Genomic DNA, 21477 nt, shown 5'->3' on the forward strand with positions numbered 1-21477 from the left:
ATCCTGGACCCGCCCCGCGTGACGCCTCTCGAACCGGCGGTGCCGCGGCAGGCAGGGCACCGGCGCCCCGCGCCGTCGGACACCCGCGCGTCCGCTGCGCACCGACCGGGTGCGGGGGCACCCGGCACCGGAGGGACGACCGGGCGGGGGTGGGCCGGGACGTGCAGGGCGCAGGTGTCAAAGAGCTGTCAGGATGGCGTCAATATCCGATAACGTCGTGGACGGAGTGCCGGGAAGCCTGGTCGGCGATCGAAGGAGACGTCTCTTCACCGCCGAGGGGTTCAACGGTGCTCATCGCTGTCTTCGGGGTCGCGCTGCTGGTCGTGGTCCTGCTGCCGGGGCCGGCAGCCCGGACGGTGCCGTCCACGCCGCTGTGTTCCTGGGCGCGGGGGCGGTCGGCGGGGACGGCGTGCTGGGCCCGGTGCACATCGGCACCGTCGACCCGGTCGTCTCCGCCACAGCGGACCTGGCCCTGTCACCGCGCTGTCCCCCCATCGACGGCATGCACCTGTCCCTGCCCGCGGTGCGCCGCGCCTGGCGGCACCCGGCCCGGGCGCCGGGGCTGGGGACGGGGACGGGGATGCCGCTGGTCTGCGGCGCCCTGCTGACCCCGGCGCTCTTCGGGGCCCTGCCGTGGGGCGGGTACGCGGCGGTGGTGCCGGCGATCGTGCTGGTGCGGCCCGTCCCGCTGCTGCTCTCCCCGGTGCGCAGGCGCTCCGCCCGGCGCGAGCAGCCGGTCGGAGCCTGGTTCGGGCCCAGGGGGTTCGCCTCGGTGGTGCGCGGGCTGCTGGTGCTGGTGCTGCAGGCCGGCATCCCGCAGGGCGAGCGGGCGTACACCCTGGTCGCGGTCCGCATCGCGGCCTCGATCGCGGTGCACTCCAGCACCGACGTCCCCGTAGCCCGCCTCGTCGACGTCGACGTCGGCGTCGGCGTCGGCGTCGGCGTCGAGGAGGAGGCGCCGCCGCGCGGCGACGTGTCCCGCACCGCCGCCGGCCCGGCCCCCGTCCCCGTCCCCGTCCCCGCCCCCGTCCTTGAGGAGACCTCCGATGCGCGCCCGTGACCTGGCCGAACCGTTCCCCGTGGTGCGGGTCGACGACGAGGCCCTGGAGGCGGCCCGGCTGCTGGCCGAGCACAGCCTGCCGGGCGTCCTCGTCGTCGACGGCGCCTCCGTACCGGTGGCGGTGCTGCCCGCCTCCCAGCTGGTGCGGCTGCTGGTGCCCGGCTACGTGATCGAGGACCCCTCCCTGGCGGCGGTCGTCGACGAGCGCCACGCCGACCGGTTCTGCGAGGCCCTGGCCGGACGGCGGGTCGGCGAGGTGCTGCCCGCGCACACCCCTCCCCCGCCGGTCGCCGACCCCGACGACACCGCCCTGGAGCTGGCCGCTGCCATGGCCGCCTCCCGCAGTCCGCTGATCGCCGTCGTCGACCGCACCGCGGCGCAGGGCGGCCGCCTGCTGGGTGTCGTCACCGCCTCGCACCTGCTGCAGCGGCTCCTGGAGGTCCGGTGAACGGCTGGCAGTCCTGGGCCGCCGTCGCCGTCTTCGGCTCCGTCTACGTCCTGATCATCACCGAGTGGGTCCACCGGGTGGCCGCGGCGCTCGGCGGCGCGGCCCTCATGCTCGCCCTGCGCGCCACCGACGCCGACGCCGCGTTCTTCTCCCCCGAGACCGGCGTCGACTGGAACGTCGTCTTCCTGCTGCTCGGCATGATGGTGATCGTCGGCGTGCTGCGGCGCACCGGCCTCTTCGAGTACCTGGCGGTCTGGGCGGTGCAGCGGGCGCGCGCCCGGCCGTTCCGGGTGATGGCCATGCTGGTGGTGATCACTGCGGCCGCCTCCGCGCTGCTGGACAACGTCACCACCGTGCTGCTCGTCGCGCCGGTCACCCTGCTGGTGTGCGAGCGCCTGTCCCTGCCCGCGGCCCCGTTCCTGATCGCGGAGGTGTTCGCCTCCAACATCGGCGGCACCGCCACCCTGGTCGGCGACCCGCCCAACATCATCATCGCCAGCCGGGGCCACCTGGCCTTCAACGACTTCCTCACCGAGCTGGCGCCGCTGGCCGCCGTCCTGACCCTGGTCCTGCTCGCGATGTGCCGGTGGCTGTTCCGCTCCGCCTTCGCCTACGACGAGCAGCGCGCCGCGGAGGTCATGGCCCTCGAGGGGCGCGAGGCCATCCGCGACCGCACCCTGCTCGTCCAGGGCCTGGCCGTCCTCGCCCTGGTGGTCGCCGGCTTCGTCCTGCACCCAGTCCTGCACTACGAGCCCAGCATCGTCGCCCTCCTGGGCGCCGGCCTCCTGGTCGCCGTCTCCGAGGTGCGGACCGAGGACGTCCTCGCCGAGGTGGAGTGGCCCACCCTCGCCTTCTTCGCGGGGCTGTTCGTCATGGTCGGCGCCCTCATCGGGACCGGCGTGGTCGAGGCCGTCTCCCACGCCCTGGCCGACGCCACCGGCGGCAACGCCCTGGGCGCGGTCATGCTGCTGCTGGGCGCCTCCACCGTGCTGTCCGCGGTCGTCGACAACATCCCCTACGTCGCCACCATGGCGCCCATCACCGCCGACCTCGTCCACAGCGTCGGCGAGCCCCACGGCCAGGTCCTGTGGTGGGCCCTCGCCCTGGGCGCGGACCTCGGCGGCAACGCCACCGCCATCGGCGCCTCCGCCAACGTCGTCGTCCTCGGCATCGCCGAACGCAGCCGGCAGCCCATCGGGTTCTGGACCTTCACCCGCCACGGCCTGCCCGTCACCGCCGTCACCGTCGCCGTCTCCGCCCTCTACCTGTGGCTGCGCCACTTCGCCCTCGCCTAGGGCGGCAGAAACCGCGCGGGAAGGGCAGGCAGGCCGTATCCGCGGCCGGGGCGGCCGGAGGACGCACACGAGACAGGCACACGACAGGAGGAGAAGGTGCGACACACCGCTGTTCCCCGGGCGTACGCGGACGGCTGGACGCACGTGCTGGCCGAGGTGGCCGCCACGGGGCGGCTGCTGCGGCGGACGGAACGGGAGGCGTTGCGGGATCTGGGCGAGCGGGCTGCCGAGGAGGGGGTCGGGCTGAAGGAGCTGATGGGCCTGTACCTCGGAGTGGCCCGTGCGGCCTGGCCGGACCTGTCGGGCACGTCGGCCCGGCAGGCGGGCGAGGGCGTCCTGGCCGCGGTCGACGCGGCGGTGGCCGCCCTGGTCGAGGGGTACGAGCGGGCGCAGCGGCTGGCGGTGCGGCAGGAGGAGGCGGAGCGCAGGGAGTTCGTCGACGACCTGCTGCACGGGCGCAGCGACCTGGGGCGGCTGTCGGAGCGGGCGGAGCGGTTCGGACTGCGGCTGGCGGGCTCCCACACGGTGGCGGTCGCCTGGGGGCCGGAGGCGTACGACGAGCGGCATCCGCTGGCCCGGCGGGTCGAACGGGAGCTCGCGGCCCGCTTCGGGGAGCACCAGCTGCTGTTCGCGGCCCGGGAGGGGCGGCTGGTGTGCGTCGCGCCGAGCGGCGAGGCGTCGGTGCCGCAGGCCCTGCGGGAGGCCGGCGGCCGGGGGGCGCTGCGGGTGGCGGTGGGGCGGGCCCACCGGGGGCCCGGCGGGGTGGTGCGCTCGTACGAGGAGGCGGTCGGCGCGGTCGGCCTCGCGGAGCGTCTGCGGCTGGAGGCGCCGGTGCTGCGGGCGGCGGACCTGCTGGTCTTCCCGGTGCTGCTGCGCGACCGCACGGCGATGGCGGACCTGGTGCGCACCGTCCTGGGACCGCTGCAGGACGCCCGCGGCGGCGCGGGGCCGCTGCTGGAGACCCTGGCCGCGTGCGCCGCCTCCCGCTACGTGGGCGCGGAGGCCGCCCGACGGCTGGGACTGAGCGTGCGGGCGCTGTCCTACCGGCTCGAGCGGATCCGCGGGCTCACCGGCTACGACCCGGACGACCCGCTGCAGCGGTACACCCTGGAGACGGCGGCGATGGGCGCGCGCCTGCTGGACTGGCCCGCCCGTCCGCTGTGAACGGCGGCCCGGATCGCCTCACCGCAGCCGCCGACCTTGACGATGGCGGCCCCGTCGAGGGTGGCCTTCACCCCGCGCAGGAGGAGCCGCGGCGGCCGGTGACGACGGACGCCCCACCGGGGCCGGCGACCGTGAACCGGGCGGTGGCGGACAGGGCGAGGGCGAGGAGGGCGACGGCGCCCGGGACGGGGATCAGGACGGTCCGGCCGGACACGGGGACGGCCTTTCACGGGGCGCCGCACGGCCCGGCAGGGAGCAGGGGACGGCGGGACGCGGTGCGGATCCGGCGTCGGAGACGCCCAGCCGGGTACGGCAGGCCGGGGACTCAGTCGGCAGGCTGGACCTGGACGGCGGTGGACGACAGGGAGGCGGTCACCCGCACCCGCGCCCCGAGGGGCACCGGGCCGCTGCTGCGTGCGGTGTACGTGGCCGGCTGCCCGGCCACCCGGAGCACCACCTCGCCGCAGCCGTAGGGCGGGATCGGGGCGACGACGGTGCCGGAGAGGCCGAGCAGGTCCCCGCCGCGGGACGCGGGCGCGGACTCGCCGCGTCGTACGGCGCGCACCAGCCGCAGGACCCCGCGGGCGCCCAGCAGGCCCGCGACCGCCCCCATGGCCGCGGACCAGCCCGTTCCCAGGCCGGCCTCGGCCTGCGCGAGCGCCCCGGTGAACCCCAGCAGGGACACGAACGCGGCGGCGGCCGGCAGCGACCGCAGTTCCCTGCCCGGCACCCTGCCGAGGCCGGCGTCCGCGGCGGGGGCTCCTTCCACGGCACCGTCCAGCAGCAGCGCCGCGAGAAGGACACCGAGCCCCGTCACCCCCGCCACCAGGAACCACGCCACCGTCCCCACCTCCGTGCACCACGGTCCGGCAGCGCGCCGACCGCGCCGCCGGGCTGCATGATCGCGGCCGGACGGGACGGCGCACACTGCCCGGTTCCGGCAGTCTTGACGCGTCCTGGACGTGGCGGGCGACGGCAGCGACGCGGTCTCCCGGGCCCGGAGGTTCCTGACGGAGAGGGACGGTGTCCGTTGTGATGCCCAGGGCTCACAGCATGACGACACGGTCCTGCTGCTGCCGCAGTGCCGCGGTGCGGTACCGCCCTCACAGGAGGAACGACCCCGCATCACCGCGGTTCGGAACGTAGGGCGGTACGGCGCGGAGCGTGGAGGGCCCGCCGGTCCGCTGGTGCGGACCCGGGGTGTCCGTCCCCGCCCTCTGCCTGCTGCGGGGGGACAGGCATCCGGGCGAGGGCGGACCGCCGCGCGACGGCGGCGGCCGGCCTGCGGTCGCAGGCGATGCCCGCCCCCGCCCGTCCGCACGGCACCGGCCACTCCCCCGGCTCCCGGTCCGCAGCCGGGTCCGCCACGGCCGTGGCGGCCGCACACCGCACGCTCGCCGGGACCTGGGGCGTCGGGTCAGAACGGGCCGTGGAGGCTGCCGAGCCTGTCGGTCAGGCGCAGGTTCTCGGAGTAGTCGACGGGGCAGGCGATGACGGAGACCGCGTCGTCGTCGAGGGCGCGGCGCAGCACGGGCAGCAGTTGGTCGGCGGCCTCGACCGCGTAGCCGCGTGCGCCGAAGCTCTCGGCGTAGGCGGCCAGGTCCGGGTTGGTGAACCGGGTGTGGCTGTGGCGGCCGAGTTCGAGTTCCATCTTCCAGGTGATCAGGCCGTACTCCTCGTCCACCAGGACGAGGACGGTCAGCGGGACGCGTTCGCGGACGGCGGTCTCGAGTTCCTGGGAGTTCATCAGGAACGAGCCGTCGCCCATCATCGCCAGGACACGCCGGTCCGGCCGGGCGAGCTTGGCGGCGAGGGCGCCGGGCAGCGCGAAACCCATGGTGGACAGCCCGTTGGAGACCAGGCAGGTGTCCGGTTCGTAGGTCGGGTAGAGGCGGGACATCCACATCTTCCCGGCCCCGGTGTCGGCGAGGACGATGTCGTGGCGGTCCAGCGCGGTGCGGACGTCGGCCACCACACGCTGCGGCACCAGGGGGAACGCGTCGTTGCCGCGCCCGTACCGGAGCTCCCCGTCGAGCAGTCCGCGGATCCTCGCGGTGGTTCCGGAGTGGTGGGCGAGCCCGTCGGGCAGTGCGGCCCCGAGGGCGTCCAGCGCCTGCGAGAGGTCGCCCTCGATGCCCACCGCGACCGGGTAGTGGGCGTCCACCTCGGCGGGGAAGCGGTGCACGTGGACGATGCGCTTGTCGCCGTGCGGGTTGATCCTGGCCGGGTCGAACTCCTGGATCTCGTACCCCACGCAGACCAGCACGTCGGCCGCGTCGAAGCCGAAGTTGCCGTAGTCGTGGCGCATGAAGCCGACCGCGCCAAGGGCGTTGGGGTGGTCGTCGGGGAAGACGCCCTTGCCGTGGAACGTGGTCGCGACCGGGACGTCCAGCCGCTCGGCGAACCGCACCAGGGCGGCCGAGGCCCCGGCCCTGGCGGCGCCGTGGCCCGCCAGCACGACGGGGTGCCGTGCGGCGGTGAGCACCTCGGCGGCCCGCGCGACCTGGGAGGGGGACGGCGCGACGGCGCGCACCGTATCGACCTGCAGGGGCGTCAGCGGTTCGGAGGGATGCTCCGCCTCGATGTCCTCCGGCACCGCCAGGAACACGGCGCCGGGCCGCTCGCTCTGCGCGGTCCTGAACGCCTTGCGCACCATCTCCGGCACCGCGTCCGGGCACTCGATGCGGGCCGCCCACCGGGTGACGGGGGCGAACATGGACACCAGGTCGATGACCTGGTGCGACTCCTTGTGGACGCGGCGCAGCGAGCCCTGGGCGGCGAGGGCCACCAGGGGCGCGCTGTTGGTCGTGGCGTCCGCGGTGCCGAGCAGCAGGTTGATGGCACCCGGGCCCAGGGTGGCCGAGCACACCCCGGCTTGGCCGGTTAGCCGCCCGTAGATCTCCGCCATGAACGAGGCGGCCTGCTCGTGGCGCACCAGGACGTACCGGATCCCGGAGCCGTTCAGCGCGTCGACGAAGCGGATGTTCTCCTCACCGGGGATCCCGAAGACGTACTCGACGCCCTCGGCCTGCAGACAGCGCACCAGGAGGTGCGCGACGTCCTCCGCTTCCGCCGTGTGCCGCTCCCCGGCCGCGCCCTCGGTACCCATGGGTCGAACGTAGGCACGCCCGTCCGCCCCGGCCACTCGTCGGCCGCCGGCCGGGGGTGGCCGGCGGCGGGTGGCGGCGGGTGGCGGCCGGGCTGGCCAGCGGCAGGTGCCGGCCCGCGCCCGGTCCCAGGGACCGCAGGCGTCGCCGGGGCCGTTCGGAGGCGCTGCGGTGGCGGCCGCCGGAGTCGGCCCGCACGCTGGAGCCGGACATGGACGCAGCGCCGCGCACCGTGCGGCATCCGGGCTACGGGAGGACCGTGTGACCGCTTCGCCACCTGCCGCCGACACGCCACCGGCCCGGTACGACGACCTGCGGGCCCTCGTGGTCAACTGCACCCTCAAGCGGTCGCCGGAGACGAGCAACACCCAGGGCCTGATCGACCGGAGCACCGCCATCATGGCTGCACAGGGAGTGCACGTCGACGTCGTGCGGGCCGTGGACCACGACATCGCCACCGGCGTGTGGCCCGACATGACGGAGCACGGCTGGCCGACGGACGCCTGGCCGGACCTGTACCGGCAGGTCCTGGCGGCCGACATCCTCGTGCTGGCGGGCCCCATCTGGCTGGGCGACAACAGCTCCGTGACGAAGCGGGTGATCGAACGCCTCTACGCCTGCTCCAGCCTGCTCAACGAAGCCGGCCAGTACGCCTACTACGGCCGTGTCGGCGGCTGCCTGATCACCGGCAACGAGGACGGGGTCAAGCACTGCGCCATGAACGTGCTCTACAGCCTGCAGCACCTGGGCTACACCATCCCTCCGCAGGCGGACGCCGGCTGGATCGGCGAGGCGGGACCCGGACCCTCGTACCTCGATCCCGGATCGGGCGGTCCGGAGAACGAGTTCACCAACCGCAACACCACCTTCATGACCTGGAACCTGCTGCACCTGGCCCGGATGCTGAAGGACCTCGGCGGCATCCCCGCGTACGGCAACCAGCGCAGCGCCTGGGACGCCGGATGCCGCCGCGACAACGAGAACCCCGAGCACCGGTAGGGGCTCCCCCGGCCGCCCCGAGGGCTGCACAGGCCCGAATCCGCCTTTCCGGGATCCCTGCGTGACAGGTCCGCCGCTGCGCCCCTCGACGGATCCGGGACCGCTGCCGCCGCACTGCCTGCCGGGTACGAGCACGAGCAGGAGCACGACGGGACGCCTCTGCCGTCGGCCGGCCGGCGCTCGGCCGTGGCCGACTCCGACGACCGCCCGATGGAGCTCATCGAGACGACGGACGTGTGCGTCGTACCGCCGGGCGGAGCGGACATCACCCATGCGCCGGGCGAGGGCGAGGGCCACGCCACCGCGGAAGGGCGGGGATCCTCCCCCGTGAAGGCGGACACGCGTGCATCCGCCACCGGGGGAGCCTCATCCCCATCAGCCCGGGGATACGTTCACTGCCCGTACGCCGCCGCCCTGGTGGACCTCCTGATCACGGCTCCCGCAGGACACGGTCTTCCTCCTCCGGGGCGGTTTCGTGATCAGGATGGCGTCGCCCTCCTGGAGGCCGAACGCCAGGTCGGATTCCCGCCGGTCTCCGGCGCTGATGCCGACGATGCTGAACGTCATGAACCGACTTGAAGGAAGCACGGCCTTGATCACAGGCGGCAGCCGGGGCATCGGTGCCGCTGTGGCGCTACGGCTGGCCGAAGAAGGCGCCGACGTCGTCCTGACCTATGAGAACAGCGCGGAACGCGCCGCCCGGGTGGTGGAGCAGATCAAGGACCGAGGGCGCCGGGCACTGGCTGTCCAGGCCGACAGCGCCATCCCGGAGGCACTCACCGCCGCGGTGGACGAGGCCGCCGCGGTGTTCGGCGGACTCGACATCCTGGTCAACAACGCCGGCGTCTTCCTCGTCGGCCCGCTCGAGGACCTGGGGTCGGCAGAGATCGATCGCACCCTGGCGGTGAACGTCCGGGCGCCGTTCGCAGCGTCCCAGGCGGCGGCGCGTCACATGGGCCGGGGCGGCCGCATCATCAGTATCGGCAGCAATGTCGCCGAGCGCGCGGTTTTCCCCGGACTGGCGCTGTACTCGATGAGCAAGTCGGCCCTGGTCGGGATGACGAAGGGCCTGGCCAGAGAACTCGGTCCGCGGGGAGTCACCGTCAATCTGGTGCACCCCGGCCCCACCGACACGGACACCAACCCCGCTGACGGGCCGAACGCCGAGGTGATCGCCGGCTTCACGGCTGTGGGCCGCTACGCGGAAGCGGCCGAGATCGCGGCCACCGTCGCCCACCTGGCAAGTGCGGACGGCGCGTACATCACGGGAGCCTCGATCCATGTCGACGGCGGCTTCACCGCCTGACACGCGGGCTCGACCTCGCGACCACGCCGGGGCCCGGCCCGCGAAGGGAGGCCACCGCGTGGGGCTGCACCCCGAGCGCGGGCACCGGATTTCCTGTCGCGAGGCCGAGGCCACCGGAGTCGATCAGCCGCCGTTCGGACGCGACGGGCGTGAGGTCCTGCAGAACCGAGTGCCGGCGACGCCGGTTGCCGTACGGGAGCCGGCGGAACAGATCGGGCCGCGCCCGCGCCCAAGGTGCAACTTCGGCGCTGAAAACACTCCCGGATCAGGACTCCGCGAGCAACGCTCGGCCGGCAGAGCGGGCCATCCACGCCTGGGCACGCTCGAACGACCATGCGCGCTCGCCGACAAGCGTCATCCACGCGTGAGGGCCGAGATAGAAGATGAGCAGGTCGGCCGCCTCCTCGCGTCCGATCCCCGGACGAAGCGCGTCGAGCGCCCCGAGGCGGTCGGCCACGGCGGTCAGGATCTGGACGTAGCTGTCGGCCCCGCGGTCCAGGACCGCCTTGACCGCGGGCTCTCCGGGCGGATTACGGTAGAACAGCTCGAACACGAGATCCCAGTGGCGTTCGTGGGTGAGCCGGGTGCCCTCGGCGGTGAGGTCGATCAAGGCACGCGGGTCGTCACTGGCCTCGATCGCCGCCAGGGTGTCGGCAATGGCCGGATCCGTCAGGACGGGTTCCAGCAGCGCCCTCAGGATGCTCGGCTTGTTGCCCACACTGCTGTACACGGTGGGCACGGCGACCCCCGCCGCCTCCGCGATCTCACCGACGGTGACCTCGGTGTACCCGCGTGCCAGGAAGAGTGCCTGCGCGCTGTCCAGGATGGCCTGGCGCGTCGCGGCCGCCGCACTGGCACGACGGGGTGAGTTGTATCTCCGGGTAGTCACGGGTCCACCATATCACTATCATTTTAGGTAGAAATATTGACAGTAATTCAATTTAATGAATATGGCGGATAACGCAACAGCACATACTCCCGTGGCCCCTGGAAGTTCTCGACCCCGGAGGGCGCACCCTGTGCCCCTCATGCATCCAGGGGCGCTTTCGCGCCGCCGCACAAGACGTTGCCGACAACCCGACCGGCCTTCCGGCCGAGTAAGGACTGTGGCGCGCGCAGCGGAACGGCACGGCTGCCCGCCTGGAGCAGCTGGCAGAACATACCTTCGCCGATTGACCTGCGGCCTCTGCCCGAGGAAGGACCGGGGGCAACCTGACCACGAAGATCCACCTGGCCTGCGAGCAGTGGCAGACGCCGCCGAGGCTGCGGGCCGACGTCGGAAGGGCGGTGACGGCCAGGAGTTCGCCACCACCCCGCAGGCCATCCAGGGCACCGCGGCAGGTCATGGGCCGGCCTGACGCCTACTCCCTGACATGCGGGTGCAGCCGGCAGTGCGTACTCCTCGTGGGCCTCCCGCGCCTGCCTCGCAGACGTGGAAGCTGCACCACCGTTCCCGAACCGGCCGACCGGGTGCGCAATCGAAGCGGACAAGGCCGGGCCCGCGCTGCTCGCGCCGTCCACCGGCGTGCCCGGACCGTGTTTCGGAAAGAGCGTGCGGCCTCACGCCAGGTACGGCACGGGCAACCCTGGATGGCGTCCCTTGATGTGGTGCAGCCGATCACGGCTCAGGCGTACGCCAGGGGGGCGTGTCCGGGCGGCTTCTGCTCCCTGCTCGCAGGACGGGCCACCGTGCAACTCTCCGATGCGAACGGCCAGTTCACCTCAGGAGGTGCAAGGTGGCCCTGTCCCAGCATGACTTACTTCGGCTGCTGGAGTCACCACGCTCCGCGGACGGGCTCGAACTCGTCCGCGGTGCGGCCGAGCGGATGCCCCAGGAACTGATCGAAGCCGAGGCCACCGCGAGAATCGGCGCCGAACGGAACGAGCACACCGACACCCGGACCGGATTCCGCACCGCCCGCCCGGGCCGTCAGGTCCAGACCCCAGCCCGTCGGGCACCGCCACTCATCGACGTATGCCTCCCCGAGATCCGTCTCGCTCTGGACAGCTGGTCGACATCGCGCGTTCAAGTCAGGTCCGTACGTTTTCCGGCGTCACTCCCGATCAAGGAAGAACACCTGATGAGCGACGCGACTGTCTCGGTCGAGGCGGTTGAGGAGGTCCGGCCTGCAGTGCTTCGAACGCATCCGGCGGACGACCGGACGATCGGGCCGCCGGCCGACCGGACCTGTGCGGGCGGTCTGCGGCTGACCGGGTGCAGCGGGATGCTGCGCCGGTTGACCGGGCGCATGCCGGAGGCCGCCTCCCGGAGGCGGGACCACCGGCCACCCCGGATGCGAGAGACACGACTGGGCCGGAGCAGGCAGCAGGGACTTCCGCACCAGACTCCGGTCCACGTCCCCCGGGCCGAGGCCGAACGCACTGAGGCATGGGGGCCGGAAGACCAAGGGGCTTTCGGGCAGCAGATCGTGGAGAGGGGTCGACGCCGGTCGGCCGTGGTGGACAGGACAGCCTTCTCCCTGTCTGCCCGGTGCCTGGCCCGTGGCAGCCGCCCTGTGGGCCCGGCCGGGGATCACGGCGAGCGTGTCTGGAGCCATCACCGTGATCAGCCCCGCGGGCTCACACGGACCTGCACGGTCCGGCTGATCCAGGCCTCCTTCCGCTACGAGGCCGGTCAGGACCGGTCCAGAACCTCCCACGCCTCAAGCCGACCTGTACCGCGGCGGACCTGGGGGCGGCTCAGGACCGCCCCTTCAGCGGTCGGCTCCCGGCCGACCGCCTTTGATCCCTCTCATCCAGATGAACCCACAACTGTGACAGGCCCGTTGGGTGCGGGTGGTGAAGGGTCCTTGGTCGTGGTGTCCCCTGGAGCGAAGTCCGTGGTCGGCGCGGTGCCGGAGGCTGCCGGTGCGGTGGCGTCCGGGGACGAGGACGGAATCCGGGCGTGAGCATCGAGATCCCGCCGGCCTTGCAGTGGGTGTCCTACCTGGCGGTGGGGCAGGCGTGGCCGAAGGGGGACGAGGACCGGCTGCAGTCGCTGGACGAGGCCTGGCAGGGCGCCGCGCGGGACCTGGTGCGGATCAGCAGCCAGCTGGGGGCGGCCGGCGGCGCGGTGCTGGAGAACGTCGGCGGCCAGGTGGCCGAGGAGTTCCGCACGTTCATGGAGCAGCTGCAGGGCAGCCTGCCCGACCTGGCCGACGCCTCCCGGTCGCTGGGCGACCTGGCGCGGGAGAACGCCGTGCAGGTCGAGTACGCCAAGCTCATGATCCTCTTCCAGCTGCTGTGGCTGGCCATCGAGATCGCGCAGTGGATCTACTACGCGCCGGAGGTGGTCCCGGCGCTGGTGGCCTCCGCGCGGGCGGCGGTGAAGATGATCCTGCGCCAGATGCTGAGGGCGATCGCGGCGGGCACGGCGATGATGGTGCTGCCGGACGCCCTGATCCAGGCCTACCAGATATGGATCAAGAAGGACCGCACCAAGTGGAGCGTGGAGAGCACGGTCCAGACGGTCAAGTCCGGCGCGGTCTCCGGCGCGGTCGGGGGCCTGGCCTTCGGTGCGGCCGCGGTCAAGGCCCCGAAGTTCGCGCAGTCGCTGAAGGGGAAGGCGGCGATCGGCACCGGGGTCGCGGTGGCCTCCTGGGCCGCGCTGGGCGGACTGAACGACCCGGCGTCGCTGCTGGGGACCTTCACCTCCGGCGCGGCGGGGTCGCTGTTCGGCGGGGGCGGCCGGCGCCGCTTCGGCGGCGGTGACAAGGGCGAGGCCGGCGTCAAGATCCACGCGCCCCACCTGCCCGGCGAGGTCAACCTGCACCCGTCCGCCGTCGACGCCCCGGCGCGCCCGACCGCCAGAGCCGGCAGCGGCGACGCGGGCGCCCCCCGCACCACCGGCACCACCAGCACCACCAGCACCACCAGCACCACCGGCACCACCGGCACCACCGGCACCACCAGCACCACCGGCACCACCAGCACCACCAGCACCACCAGCACCACCAGCACCACCGCGCAGGAGACCACCACCACGACCGGGGCGGGGCAGCAGGCGAGTTCCGCACCGCCCATGATCGACCTCCGCACCACCGCCGAAACCAGCACCGGCACCGGCGGCACAGAGGCCCCCACCGTCACCCGGAGCACCGCCGCGACGCCGGCTACCACCAACGGCACCGCCGCCCACCCGGGCACCGGCACCGGCGGGGAGGCCCTCGCCGCCACCGGCGCCACCGCCCCCCGCCCGGGCACCACCACGGGCGCCGCCGCAGGCCCGGCCCAAGCCCCCGCCCCGGCACTGGGCACGAACGGCCGGACCACGGCCCCCGACCTGCCCGGCTTCACCACCCACCTCACCCCCCATCCCGACCCCGCACCCGCAGACCCCACCCGCACCGAGACAGCACCCGCCCTCACCCCGGGTGGCCCCCGCCCCGCCACCGCGGCACCGGAACACACTGCCCCCGCACCCACCGGATCCCGCACAACCGCAGGCGGCAGCCGCACCACCACCATCGACACCACCACCGGCCCGGCCCGCACCACCGACACCATCACCGGCCGGACCGCGGCCCCGGACCCCGCACCCGGCACCCCCCGCACCCTCGACCCTGCCGCACCCGCACCCCAGACCCCCCACACCCCGCCGGTAGACGCACCCCGCACGGTTGCCGGCACGACCGCAGACCCCGCCACCGCCCCACGCCCGCAGGACACGCCCGCCGCACACCGCCCGGACACCACCCCCCGCACCGACGACCTCCACGCCCGCCCGACCATCCTCCCGGATCCCGACACCGCCCCCCACGCCCACGGGCCGGACGAGAACCGTGCGAACGGGCGGGCCGGCAGGTACGAGCAGGACGGCAGCTACGGGCCTGCCTCCACCGGGACCGTCGACGTGACGACACACACCGAGCCGGCACCGCCCGGCCCGACCCGGGACGCATTCGTCGTCCACACCGTGAACAACAGCCTCCGGGCGATGGATCGGCCCCCGGTGACGGCCGAGCGGGTGAGCGAAGTCCACCGCGCGTTGGAGACGCGGCACGGTGCCGCCTTCACCCGGCAGGGGCCGCGGGAGCGGGGCGAGGAGGTAGCCCGGCACATCGCGGGCCTGGAGCCGGCCCGCATCCTGGGCGGCGGAGACCTGCGACCCGGGGAGTCCCGGACCACCGGCGGGACCGGACCGACCGGCGTCGCCGAGGCGGCGGCAGGCACGTCCACCGCCGTCCGGGGCCCCGTCCGGGAGCCGGCCCCAGTCGTCCCCCGTCCCGACAGGTGGCGCCTCACGACCATCGAGGGCGACCTGGGCAGACGGCGGCCGCCCCGGGTCGATCACGGGCTGCCCCCGGCGGCTGAGGCCACCGGCCCGGTCCGGTTCAGCGACGGGGCCGTGCTGCCGCCCCACCTCACCGGCGGCCTCCGCGAGATGCTGGACGGCCTGCCGGCGGACGTCGTCCGCCGGTCCTTCGGCCTCGGCCAGGGCCATCACGTGCTGCGCGGCGCCGACCTGGTCGTGCGGGAGCTCGACGGCTTCCTGCAGGGGTCGGACGCCGTCCGGCCGGCCCCCCCTCGCCACTCGGGCGCCCCGGGCGGCACGGGTCTGCTGGACCAGGTGAGCCGGAGCCTGCGGGATGATCCGCAGGCGTTCTTCGGTGACGGCAGGAGGTTCGTCTACGAGGCGGCGGACAGGACCTTCCGAACGCTGGAGGTGACCGCCCGGCCGTACGGGAACTGGGAGCGGTTCACCTTCGGCTTCGCGAAGCCGGTCAAGGTCGACACGATGCAGCGGTCCACGGCCACCAGCGGCCAGGTCAAGGTCAACAGCACCTCCATGACGTGGGCCCCGACGGCGCCCCTCGGACCCGCCAAGCTCCCCTTCAGCCCCTGGGGCAGGGTGAACGTCCGCTTCTCCACCGGCAAGCAGGCGCGGTACAACCTGCAGAACCAGCTGGTGCACCAGACCGAGACCCGCACCACGGACGGCTCGCACGTCCATCTGGACGACGTCTGGTACCAGTTCTCGGTCAGGGACAGCCGCGGCCGTCCCGTCACCCTGGACGGGAGGCAGGTCGTCGAGGGCGGTCCTGTCCGGCACCAGGCGGAGTTCGGCTTCGCCGTGCGCGACGGCCTCACCGTGCGGATCGCCGACTCCCTCACCCTCCCCAAGCAGCCGGAGGGGGGACTGCCGGACGAGCTGACGCTGGGCCGCGGTTCCCGGTTCCGGATGGTGAACACCGAGGTGTTCGGCCCGGTGGGCCACATCCGCGACTGGGTGCTCTCCCAGGCCGGGGTGGAGGAGCACACCGGGACCGCCGCCCAGATCAACGACTTCTTCTCGACCGAGAACTTCCACCGGATGAGCCGTGTGCTCCATGCGGGCGCCGTGTACACCCCGCAGCTGTACGGCGGCAGCAAGGGCCTCAGACCGCTGGGCGTCTTCACGGTGCGCGTCGAGTCCGTCCGGGCGACCCTCGTCAACGGGACGAAGGCCGCCGAGCTGCGCGACGGCGCGCAGTCCACCGTCCGCAACGAGCAGCTGGTCAGCACCTCCCGCAGCGTCGAGGTCGGTGCCTCCGCCGGTCCCGGACTGCAGCTGTTCGGCCTGGGCCACGGGGCGGTCGACCTGCGGATGCTGGCCGGGGCCAACATCCGCTACGGAGCGTCGAGCACCCACGGCACCGCTTTCGGGCACTCCGCGGCGATCAGGATCGCCGCACAGGCCAAAGGCGCCACGACCGGCCTGTACCTGGTGCGCAAGACCGTCACCGTCACCGCCCCGCCGCGTCCCGAAGGAGCGCTGACGGACGGGAGCGCGCGCACCGGGACGTTCCACACCTGGGCGCTCGAACGGCTGACCCGGACCGAGGCCCGCCGTCTGGCCGGGCTGGGCCCGGGCAGGCCGGAGGGCGAGGAGCCCTTCGCGCCGCCCTACCTCGCGGCGGACCGGCCTCAGACCCTCGGTATGAGCAGGGTGGAGGAGTTCACCTTCGCCGACGGGGCCGTCTCCCGCGACGTCGACGGCCGGACGGTGACCTTCCCGGAGCAGTTCGCCGACACCGTGCTCCGGGAGATCGACAGGGCGTACCCGGGCCTCGTCGTGCCCCTGGACGAGCTCCGGTCGGACCATCCCCGTCTGCGCGGCTCCGGCCATTACCAGACCGTGCTGTCCAACACGCTGGAGGTGCTGAACCGGCTGTCCCACCAGAGCCTCGCATCGGGTCTGGGCACGATGATCACTACGGGCCTGCGGATCGACCTGGCCGAATCGGGCCGTGCCACCAGGGGGCACCGCTACGTGTGGATCGACGCGGAACTGACCGGACGGCGCTATGAGGGCACGCAGGAGGACCTGCGCATCCGCTACAGCGCGCCGGGCAGCGAGAACGTGGGCGGTCAGCAGAGCGGTTCACGTGCGCTGCAGATGGGTGCCGAGGGCCTGCTGTCGGTACGCGACAGCCAGCGCGACGAGATCGGCGGTCCGCTGCAGGCGGGCACCGCCTCCCTGGGCGGCAGGTACGGCAGGCGCACCGAGTCGGGGAGCGTCTACGGCTCGACCGCCACCCACGAGGCGATGTCGATCGGCACCAGCGGCTCGCACCTGTACAGCTACGAGGTCAGGCTCAGGGTCGAACGCGGCGGTTTCGTGCGCCCCCGCCGGTGGATGCGCGGCCTGGTGTCCATGAACGTCCTGGGCACGCAGCCGTTCGTGTTCCGGCAGCGGGAGGAGGCCCTGATCGCGCCTCCCGGGCCCGGCACCGCGGTGCGGGACGCGCCGGGGCTGGGCCGGGTGCTGCTCAGCGTCCCCGTCGACCACACGCCCGTCAGGCCTCCGTCGGGCGTCCGGGAGGCTCCGCGGCCGAGGACGATGCCCGTCGCGGCGGCCCGCGGGCTGGCGCTGGGGACAGAGTCGTCGTCGGCGGCCTCCGAGATCTCGTCCCACCCCCACCAGACGCTCTCCGTCACAGGCGGCGGGCAGCTCACCCGCCTCCTGCGGGACGTGCTCCACGACGCGTCGGGCGGTTCTTGGACGGTGACGCAGAGGGGCGCCCCCGCGTACGACGCGGCCGAGCGGATCGTCCAGAACGAGAGCCTGATCGCGAACTTCAACGAGACCTTCTCCCCCACGGGCCTGCGGTCGCCGGGGCTGTGGTCCCCGTCCCCCTACCTGGACCGCTCGACGGTGCTCGTGCACCGGACGGCCGTCATGCCCGGCATGACCGCTCTCACCAGGGCGGTGAAGGTCGAGAGCGAGACGACCATCGGTGGCGCCGTCCAGGCATCCGGCCGCAGCGTGAGGACCAGCACGCTCTTCTTCGGCGGCCAGGTGGCCTTCATGAGGTCCCACCCCGCGGGCGGCGGGGTCACCGGCAGCTACACCCTCATGGCGGGCCCGTACCGCCGCGTCACCTCGACCTCCGTCACCGTCCAGCGGTCCGCCGTCGCGGAGATCAACCGCAAGGACGCCGGCCGCCACGTCCTCGTGAGCGCCCCCGTGCGGCACGAGATCGCAGCCGCCTCCAGCAGGCTCGGCCGCGGCGCGCACGACGTGCCCTTCGTGCCGAGGGCCCTGGCCGGGGTGTCGGGGCGTGAGCTCGTGGTCCCGGACGGCTGGTACGGCCACGTGCCGGAGAAGAGCGCCCACCGGCTCGGGGCGATGGAGGACGGCATCGGGGAGGTGCCGCTGTACGACGAGGTGGCGTGGTCCCCGCTGCCGTGGCTGAGGGACCGGCCGTTCGGCAGCTGGCCCGTCAACTCCCTCGACACGGCGGGCGTGCTCCGGCAGTTCGTGGAGAGGCTGAAGCCCCTGGGACTGCCGACGCGGGACGAGGAGCAGCTGCGCCAGCTGGTCTCGGAGCGCGTGGTGCGGGCCGTCGCCAAGGAGATGACCGGCGCGGGTTCCTCCGTGCCGGCCCGCATCGGCCGGTGGGGCGCGGAGTGGGCACAGGCGTGGATCGGCAGCCGCCAGGTGCGGATACGGGCCGAACTGATCCCCGGCCGGGGCGGCGGCTTCCGCGGCCTGGGGCACAGCGCGGAGCTGGAGGAGCACCGGCAGGCGGTGGAGACCGTCCAGCAGGCCCAGGGCCACTCCTCGGGCACGGCGCTCGGCCTCGCGGTTTCCGAGGGCGCGCACGTGGGCGACCCCGTGGTCAGGTCCGCCGGACCGGCCTACGCGCAGGCGGGCTCCTCGGTGCGGTCGACCACCCGGACGCAGACCGACGGCACCGTGCAGATCGCGACGGTGACGACCACGCAGGCCCACGGCGAGTACGCCACGCCGTACGACCTCCGGCTCCACCTGGAGATCACCGGCACCGAGCCGGCCGCCGGGACCCCGCAGCCGGCCACGGCCGGCCGGAAGGGCCGGGCCGACGACTGGGTGCGTATGTGGACCGGCCGGCGCAGGCACGTCGTCTCGATCCAGGCGCACGTGGGCAGCCTGATCGAGCACTTCCCGCTCAGTCTGATGCGACCCGACCCGCAGGACGGGGCCGAGCCGTCCGCTGCGCCGGTCCGGCAGCCCGTCCACCAGCACGACGGACCCCGCCCGGTCGCCGCACCGGGGTTGCCGGACGTGGACGCGTGGCTCCGCGGCGGGGTCGACGGGGGCGAGCCGTTCACGATGCCGCACGAGGGCTTCGCGGTCCGCGGCATCGTCGGCCTGGAGCACCTGCGCACCGCCAACGTACTCGCCCTGGGTGCGGCGTACGACCCCTCCCTGCCGGTACCGGAGCGGGGCGTCGTCGACGCGGACCTGCTGGCACGGGCCAGGAACACCCCGCTGACCCGCTACGGCAAGGGGGCGGCGCAGAACCTGGAGGACGGCACGTCCAACCTGGCGCTGACCGCCTTCTACGCCCACACCTTGACTCCGGAGGGCTACCAGGTGGCGGGCCTGACCGACCGGGGCCTGCTCGGCGGTGCGGACGGCAGTCTGACGCTCCGCTCCAGGCCGGACCTCTCCCGGTCCCGGCTGCTGACGGTCGCGGACGGTGTGAAGTTCGAGACGGCCAGGCGGGACCTGCACGGCAGCGGCTCCTCCTCCGCCGACGCCGAGGCGGCGGAGCACAGCCTGTCCGGCGGGCCGGCCGTCTCCTCGGCGGCCGGTACGAACCAGGTGGGATCCTCCTTCGGCACCCAGGACGCCGAAACCGCGGCCTCGGGGCTCTCCGCCGACCGGCTGGGATCGGTGAACGTCAAACCGGACAACGCGGTCCGCACGTTCCTGTTCGCCGTCCCCACGACCTGGCTGACCGTCGCCCACGTCCACCACCACGTCAAGGACAGCGCCCCGGCGGCATGGATCCGCAGCGCCTTCGGACACGTGGAGCGGCAGCCCCAGGCCATGGAGACCGACACCACGGTGCTGGCCTGGGTGCGCGAGGACGTCGCCCGCCAGCTGGGGCTGATCGACGACACCAACTTCCCGGCCCGGGTGGGCGAGGCGTGGAACGCCGTCACCAAGGCGGACAAGCAGTGGGTGGCCGCCGACAAGGCCTACTGGGACCTGCGCCGCACCGAGGGCGCGACCCGCTCCGCCCACCTGGCGGAGGCCGAATCCCGCCTCAAGGACCTCACCGACCGCGACGGGGACACACGGAGGGCCGTCGAGGGCGCCCGGTACACCCTCCGTGCGCTGGAGCGGCAGCAGGAGGAGGCCGAAGCCGCACACGACGGCTGGGAGGAGCTGCGGTCCCAGCTGATCGACGAGGCGCGGGCGGGCCTCGAGCAGGCGGAGCGGGCGGATGCCGTCCAGGACGCCGCCCGCCGCGCACTGGAGGAGGCAAGGAACCGGATGGCGGAGATCGAGGCGGAACTGCACGACCGGGAGGCGTACGCCAACGCGCTCGCCCGCGAGTACGCCCGGGTGCGGGCGGGCGCCGACCGGCTCACCGCCTGGCACCAGCTCGACCCCGCCGATCCGGGACGCGGGCAGCCCGAGCCGCCGGCCGTGGCCTACTCCCCGCCGGAGCAGCCGGGGGCCAAGGCGGCGAAGCCGCCAACGCCGAAGGCGGAGGCACCGAAGGCGGAGGCACCGAAGGCGGGAGCGCCGAAGACAGCCGCGCCGAGGACGCAGGCACCCGCGGCGACGGCCGTGCGGCAGGACGCGTCCGGGGTGAACCAGGCCCACGGCACACCGCCGTGGCAGCGGCAGGCCGGAGCCGCCGAGGGGCCCCCGTCCTTCGACGCGGCCGCCGACCACCGCGTCCTCGTGGCCACGGAGCCCGACGGACGCCACCGGACCTTCGACCTGTACCGGCCCGTGGGCGACGGGAACGGCTTCTACGCCGCCGTCCTGGCGGCGTTGCACCGCACCGCCGACGACCCCGCCGATCTGGCGAACAGGGTCTCGGCGAGCGCGGCCCTGTCGGACGGCGCACGCCTGGACCCGCGCGCGGTCTTCCACAGCCGTGAGCTGGAGCAGCTGACCGGCAGGTCCGACGGCGACCGCGACCAGGTCATCCGGAGCGGTGGGCTGCTTCCGGAGGCGCTGCGCGACCGGCTCACCCCGGAGGAATCCCACCTGCTGGCCGGGCTGAACCTGCGGGAGGCCCGCGGCTGGGACGCGGAGACGGCCGACACGGCGGCACGCCTGACCGCGTGGATCCTGCGCGTCAACCTGACCGTCGTCGAGGAGGACGGCTCCCACCGCCGCCATGCCGGGGCCGACGCACCCGGAGTCCGCGAAGTCACCGTCTACCGGCGGGGAGACGCCTATCTGGCGGCCGTCCCGAGGCGGGACGGCGCCGCGGGCGATCGCGCCGGGTCCGCAGGCGCCGAGGACGGCTGGCGGTGGGAGCGGAGGGAGGGCAAGCGGCCCGAGCGGACGGCGGCACCGGCGGGTCCATCGGAGGAGGCCGCCGCCGACCTGCAGCCGAGGCCGACCCGGCGGGACCCGGACCATCCCGACGGAGCGGAGCCCTTCCCGTCCGGCGGGGTGCTGACGGGCCGCTGACGGGGTCGGGGGGATCGAAGATCCGCTCGTCCGCGACCGCAGCGGCCTGCCGCCCCCGTGGGGCGCCTCCGCCGGCAACACCGCCGGCAGCCAGGCCCTCATCCCGCCGGTGTGCGGCATCCCGCCGATCCGCTCGCGCCGCAGCCCCCGCCGGCGCAGGTCCGCCGGGCTCCACGCCGGCAGGACA

The 21477-nt window shown here is 73.9% G+C and carries 12 protein-coding genes; 7 read left to right on the plus strand and 5 right to left on the minus strand.

Annotated elements, in window-relative coordinates; genetic code table 11:
• Positions 1 to 373: 373 nt before the first annotated feature.
• From LO771_RS21215 to LO771_RS21230, 4 genes are all read left to right on the plus strand, one after another.
• Positions 374 to 1060, plus strand: coding sequence for a hypothetical protein (locus tag LO771_RS21215; RefSeq protein ID WP_308188962.1), 687 nt, complete (start codon positions 374 to 376; stop codon positions 1058 to 1060).
• A complete protein-coding gene (locus LO771_RS21220) occupies positions 1047 to 1508 on the plus strand; it encodes a CBS domain-containing protein (protein ID WP_230654839.1) in 462 nt (153 codons plus the stop codon). Before LO771_RS21215 ends, LO771_RS21220 begins: the two co-directional genes overlap by 14 nt.
• The gene (locus tag LO771_RS21225) at positions 1505 to 2803 is read left to right on the plus strand and encodes an ArsB/NhaD family transporter (protein WP_230654841.1); all 1299 of its coding nucleotides are present in this window, start codon (positions 1505 to 1507) and stop codon (positions 2801 to 2803) included. The genes LO771_RS21220 and LO771_RS21225 overlap by 4 nt, the downstream gene beginning before the upstream one ends.
• A gap of 96 nt (positions 2804 to 2899) precedes the next feature.
• Positions 2900 to 3967, plus strand: a complete 1068-nt coding sequence (locus tag LO771_RS21230; RefSeq protein ID WP_230654843.1) for a CdaR family transcriptional regulator — start codon at positions 2900 to 2902, stop codon at positions 3965 to 3967.
• Between the two features lie 67 nt (positions 3968 to 4034).
• On the opposite strand, the gene LO771_RS21235 is transcribed toward LO771_RS21230, so the two are convergent.
• The 3 genes from LO771_RS21235 to LO771_RS21245 form a co-directional block, all read right to left on the minus strand.
• The gene (locus LO771_RS21235) at positions 4035 to 4181 is read right to left on the minus strand and encodes a hypothetical protein (protein WP_230654845.1); all 147 of its coding nucleotides are present in this window, start codon (positions 4179 to 4181) and stop codon (positions 4035 to 4037) included.
• Between the two features lie 111 nt (positions 4182 to 4292).
• A complete protein-coding gene (locus tag LO771_RS21240; protein WP_230654846.1) occupies positions 4293 to 4808 on the minus strand; it encodes an NfeD family protein in 516 nt (171 codons plus the stop codon).
• A gap of 576 nt (positions 4809 to 5384) precedes the next feature.
• On the minus strand, positions 5385 to 7076 hold the full coding sequence (locus LO771_RS21245; RefSeq protein WP_230654848.1) for an acetolactate synthase large subunit: 1692 nt from the start codon (positions 7074 to 7076) through the stop codon (positions 5385 to 5387).
• Positions 7077 to 7335: 259 nt separating this feature from the next.
• Here LO771_RS21245 and LO771_RS21250 point away from each other — a divergent pair, with 259 nt between their 5' ends.
• The gene (locus LO771_RS21250; RefSeq protein WP_230654850.1) at positions 7336 to 8073 is read left to right on the plus strand and encodes a flavodoxin family protein; all 738 of its coding nucleotides are present in this window, start codon (positions 7336 to 7338) and stop codon (positions 8071 to 8073) included.
• Between the two features lie 375 nt (positions 8074 to 8448).
• On the opposite strand, the gene LO771_RS21255 is transcribed toward LO771_RS21250, so the two are convergent.
• Positions 8449 to 8640, minus strand: a complete 192-nt coding sequence (locus LO771_RS21255; RefSeq protein WP_230654852.1) for a hypothetical protein — start codon at positions 8638 to 8640, stop codon at positions 8449 to 8451.
• On the opposite strand from LO771_RS21255, the gene LO771_RS21260 reads away from it, so the two are divergent.
• Positions 8639 to 9379, plus strand: a complete 741-nt coding sequence (locus LO771_RS21260) for a 3-oxoacyl-ACP reductase family protein (protein WP_230654854.1) — start codon at positions 8639 to 8641, stop codon at positions 9377 to 9379. The genes LO771_RS21255 and LO771_RS21260 overlap by 2 nt on opposite strands.
• Before the next feature lie 265 nt (positions 9380 to 9644).
• Here the strand turns inward: LO771_RS21260 and LO771_RS21265 are convergent, their stop codons facing one another.
• Positions 9645 to 10268 (minus strand): TetR/AcrR family transcriptional regulator, encoded by a 624-nt coding sequence (locus LO771_RS21265; protein ID WP_230654858.1) that lies wholly within the window; start codon positions 10266 to 10268, stop codon positions 9645 to 9647.
• A gap of 2016 nt (positions 10269 to 12284) precedes the next feature.
• Between LO771_RS21265 and LO771_RS21270 the strand changes: the two genes are divergently transcribed.
• Positions 12285 to 21290, plus strand: a complete 9006-nt coding sequence (locus tag LO771_RS21270; RefSeq protein WP_230654860.1) for a hypothetical protein — start codon at positions 12285 to 12287, stop codon at positions 21288 to 21290.
• The last annotated feature ends 187 nt before the right edge of the window (positions 21291 to 21477 follow it).

The sequence above is a fragment of the Streptacidiphilus sp. ASG 303 genome (assembly GCF_020991365.1).
Classification (GTDB): Bacteria; Actinomycetota; Actinomycetes; order Streptomycetales; family Streptomycetaceae; genus Peterkaempfera.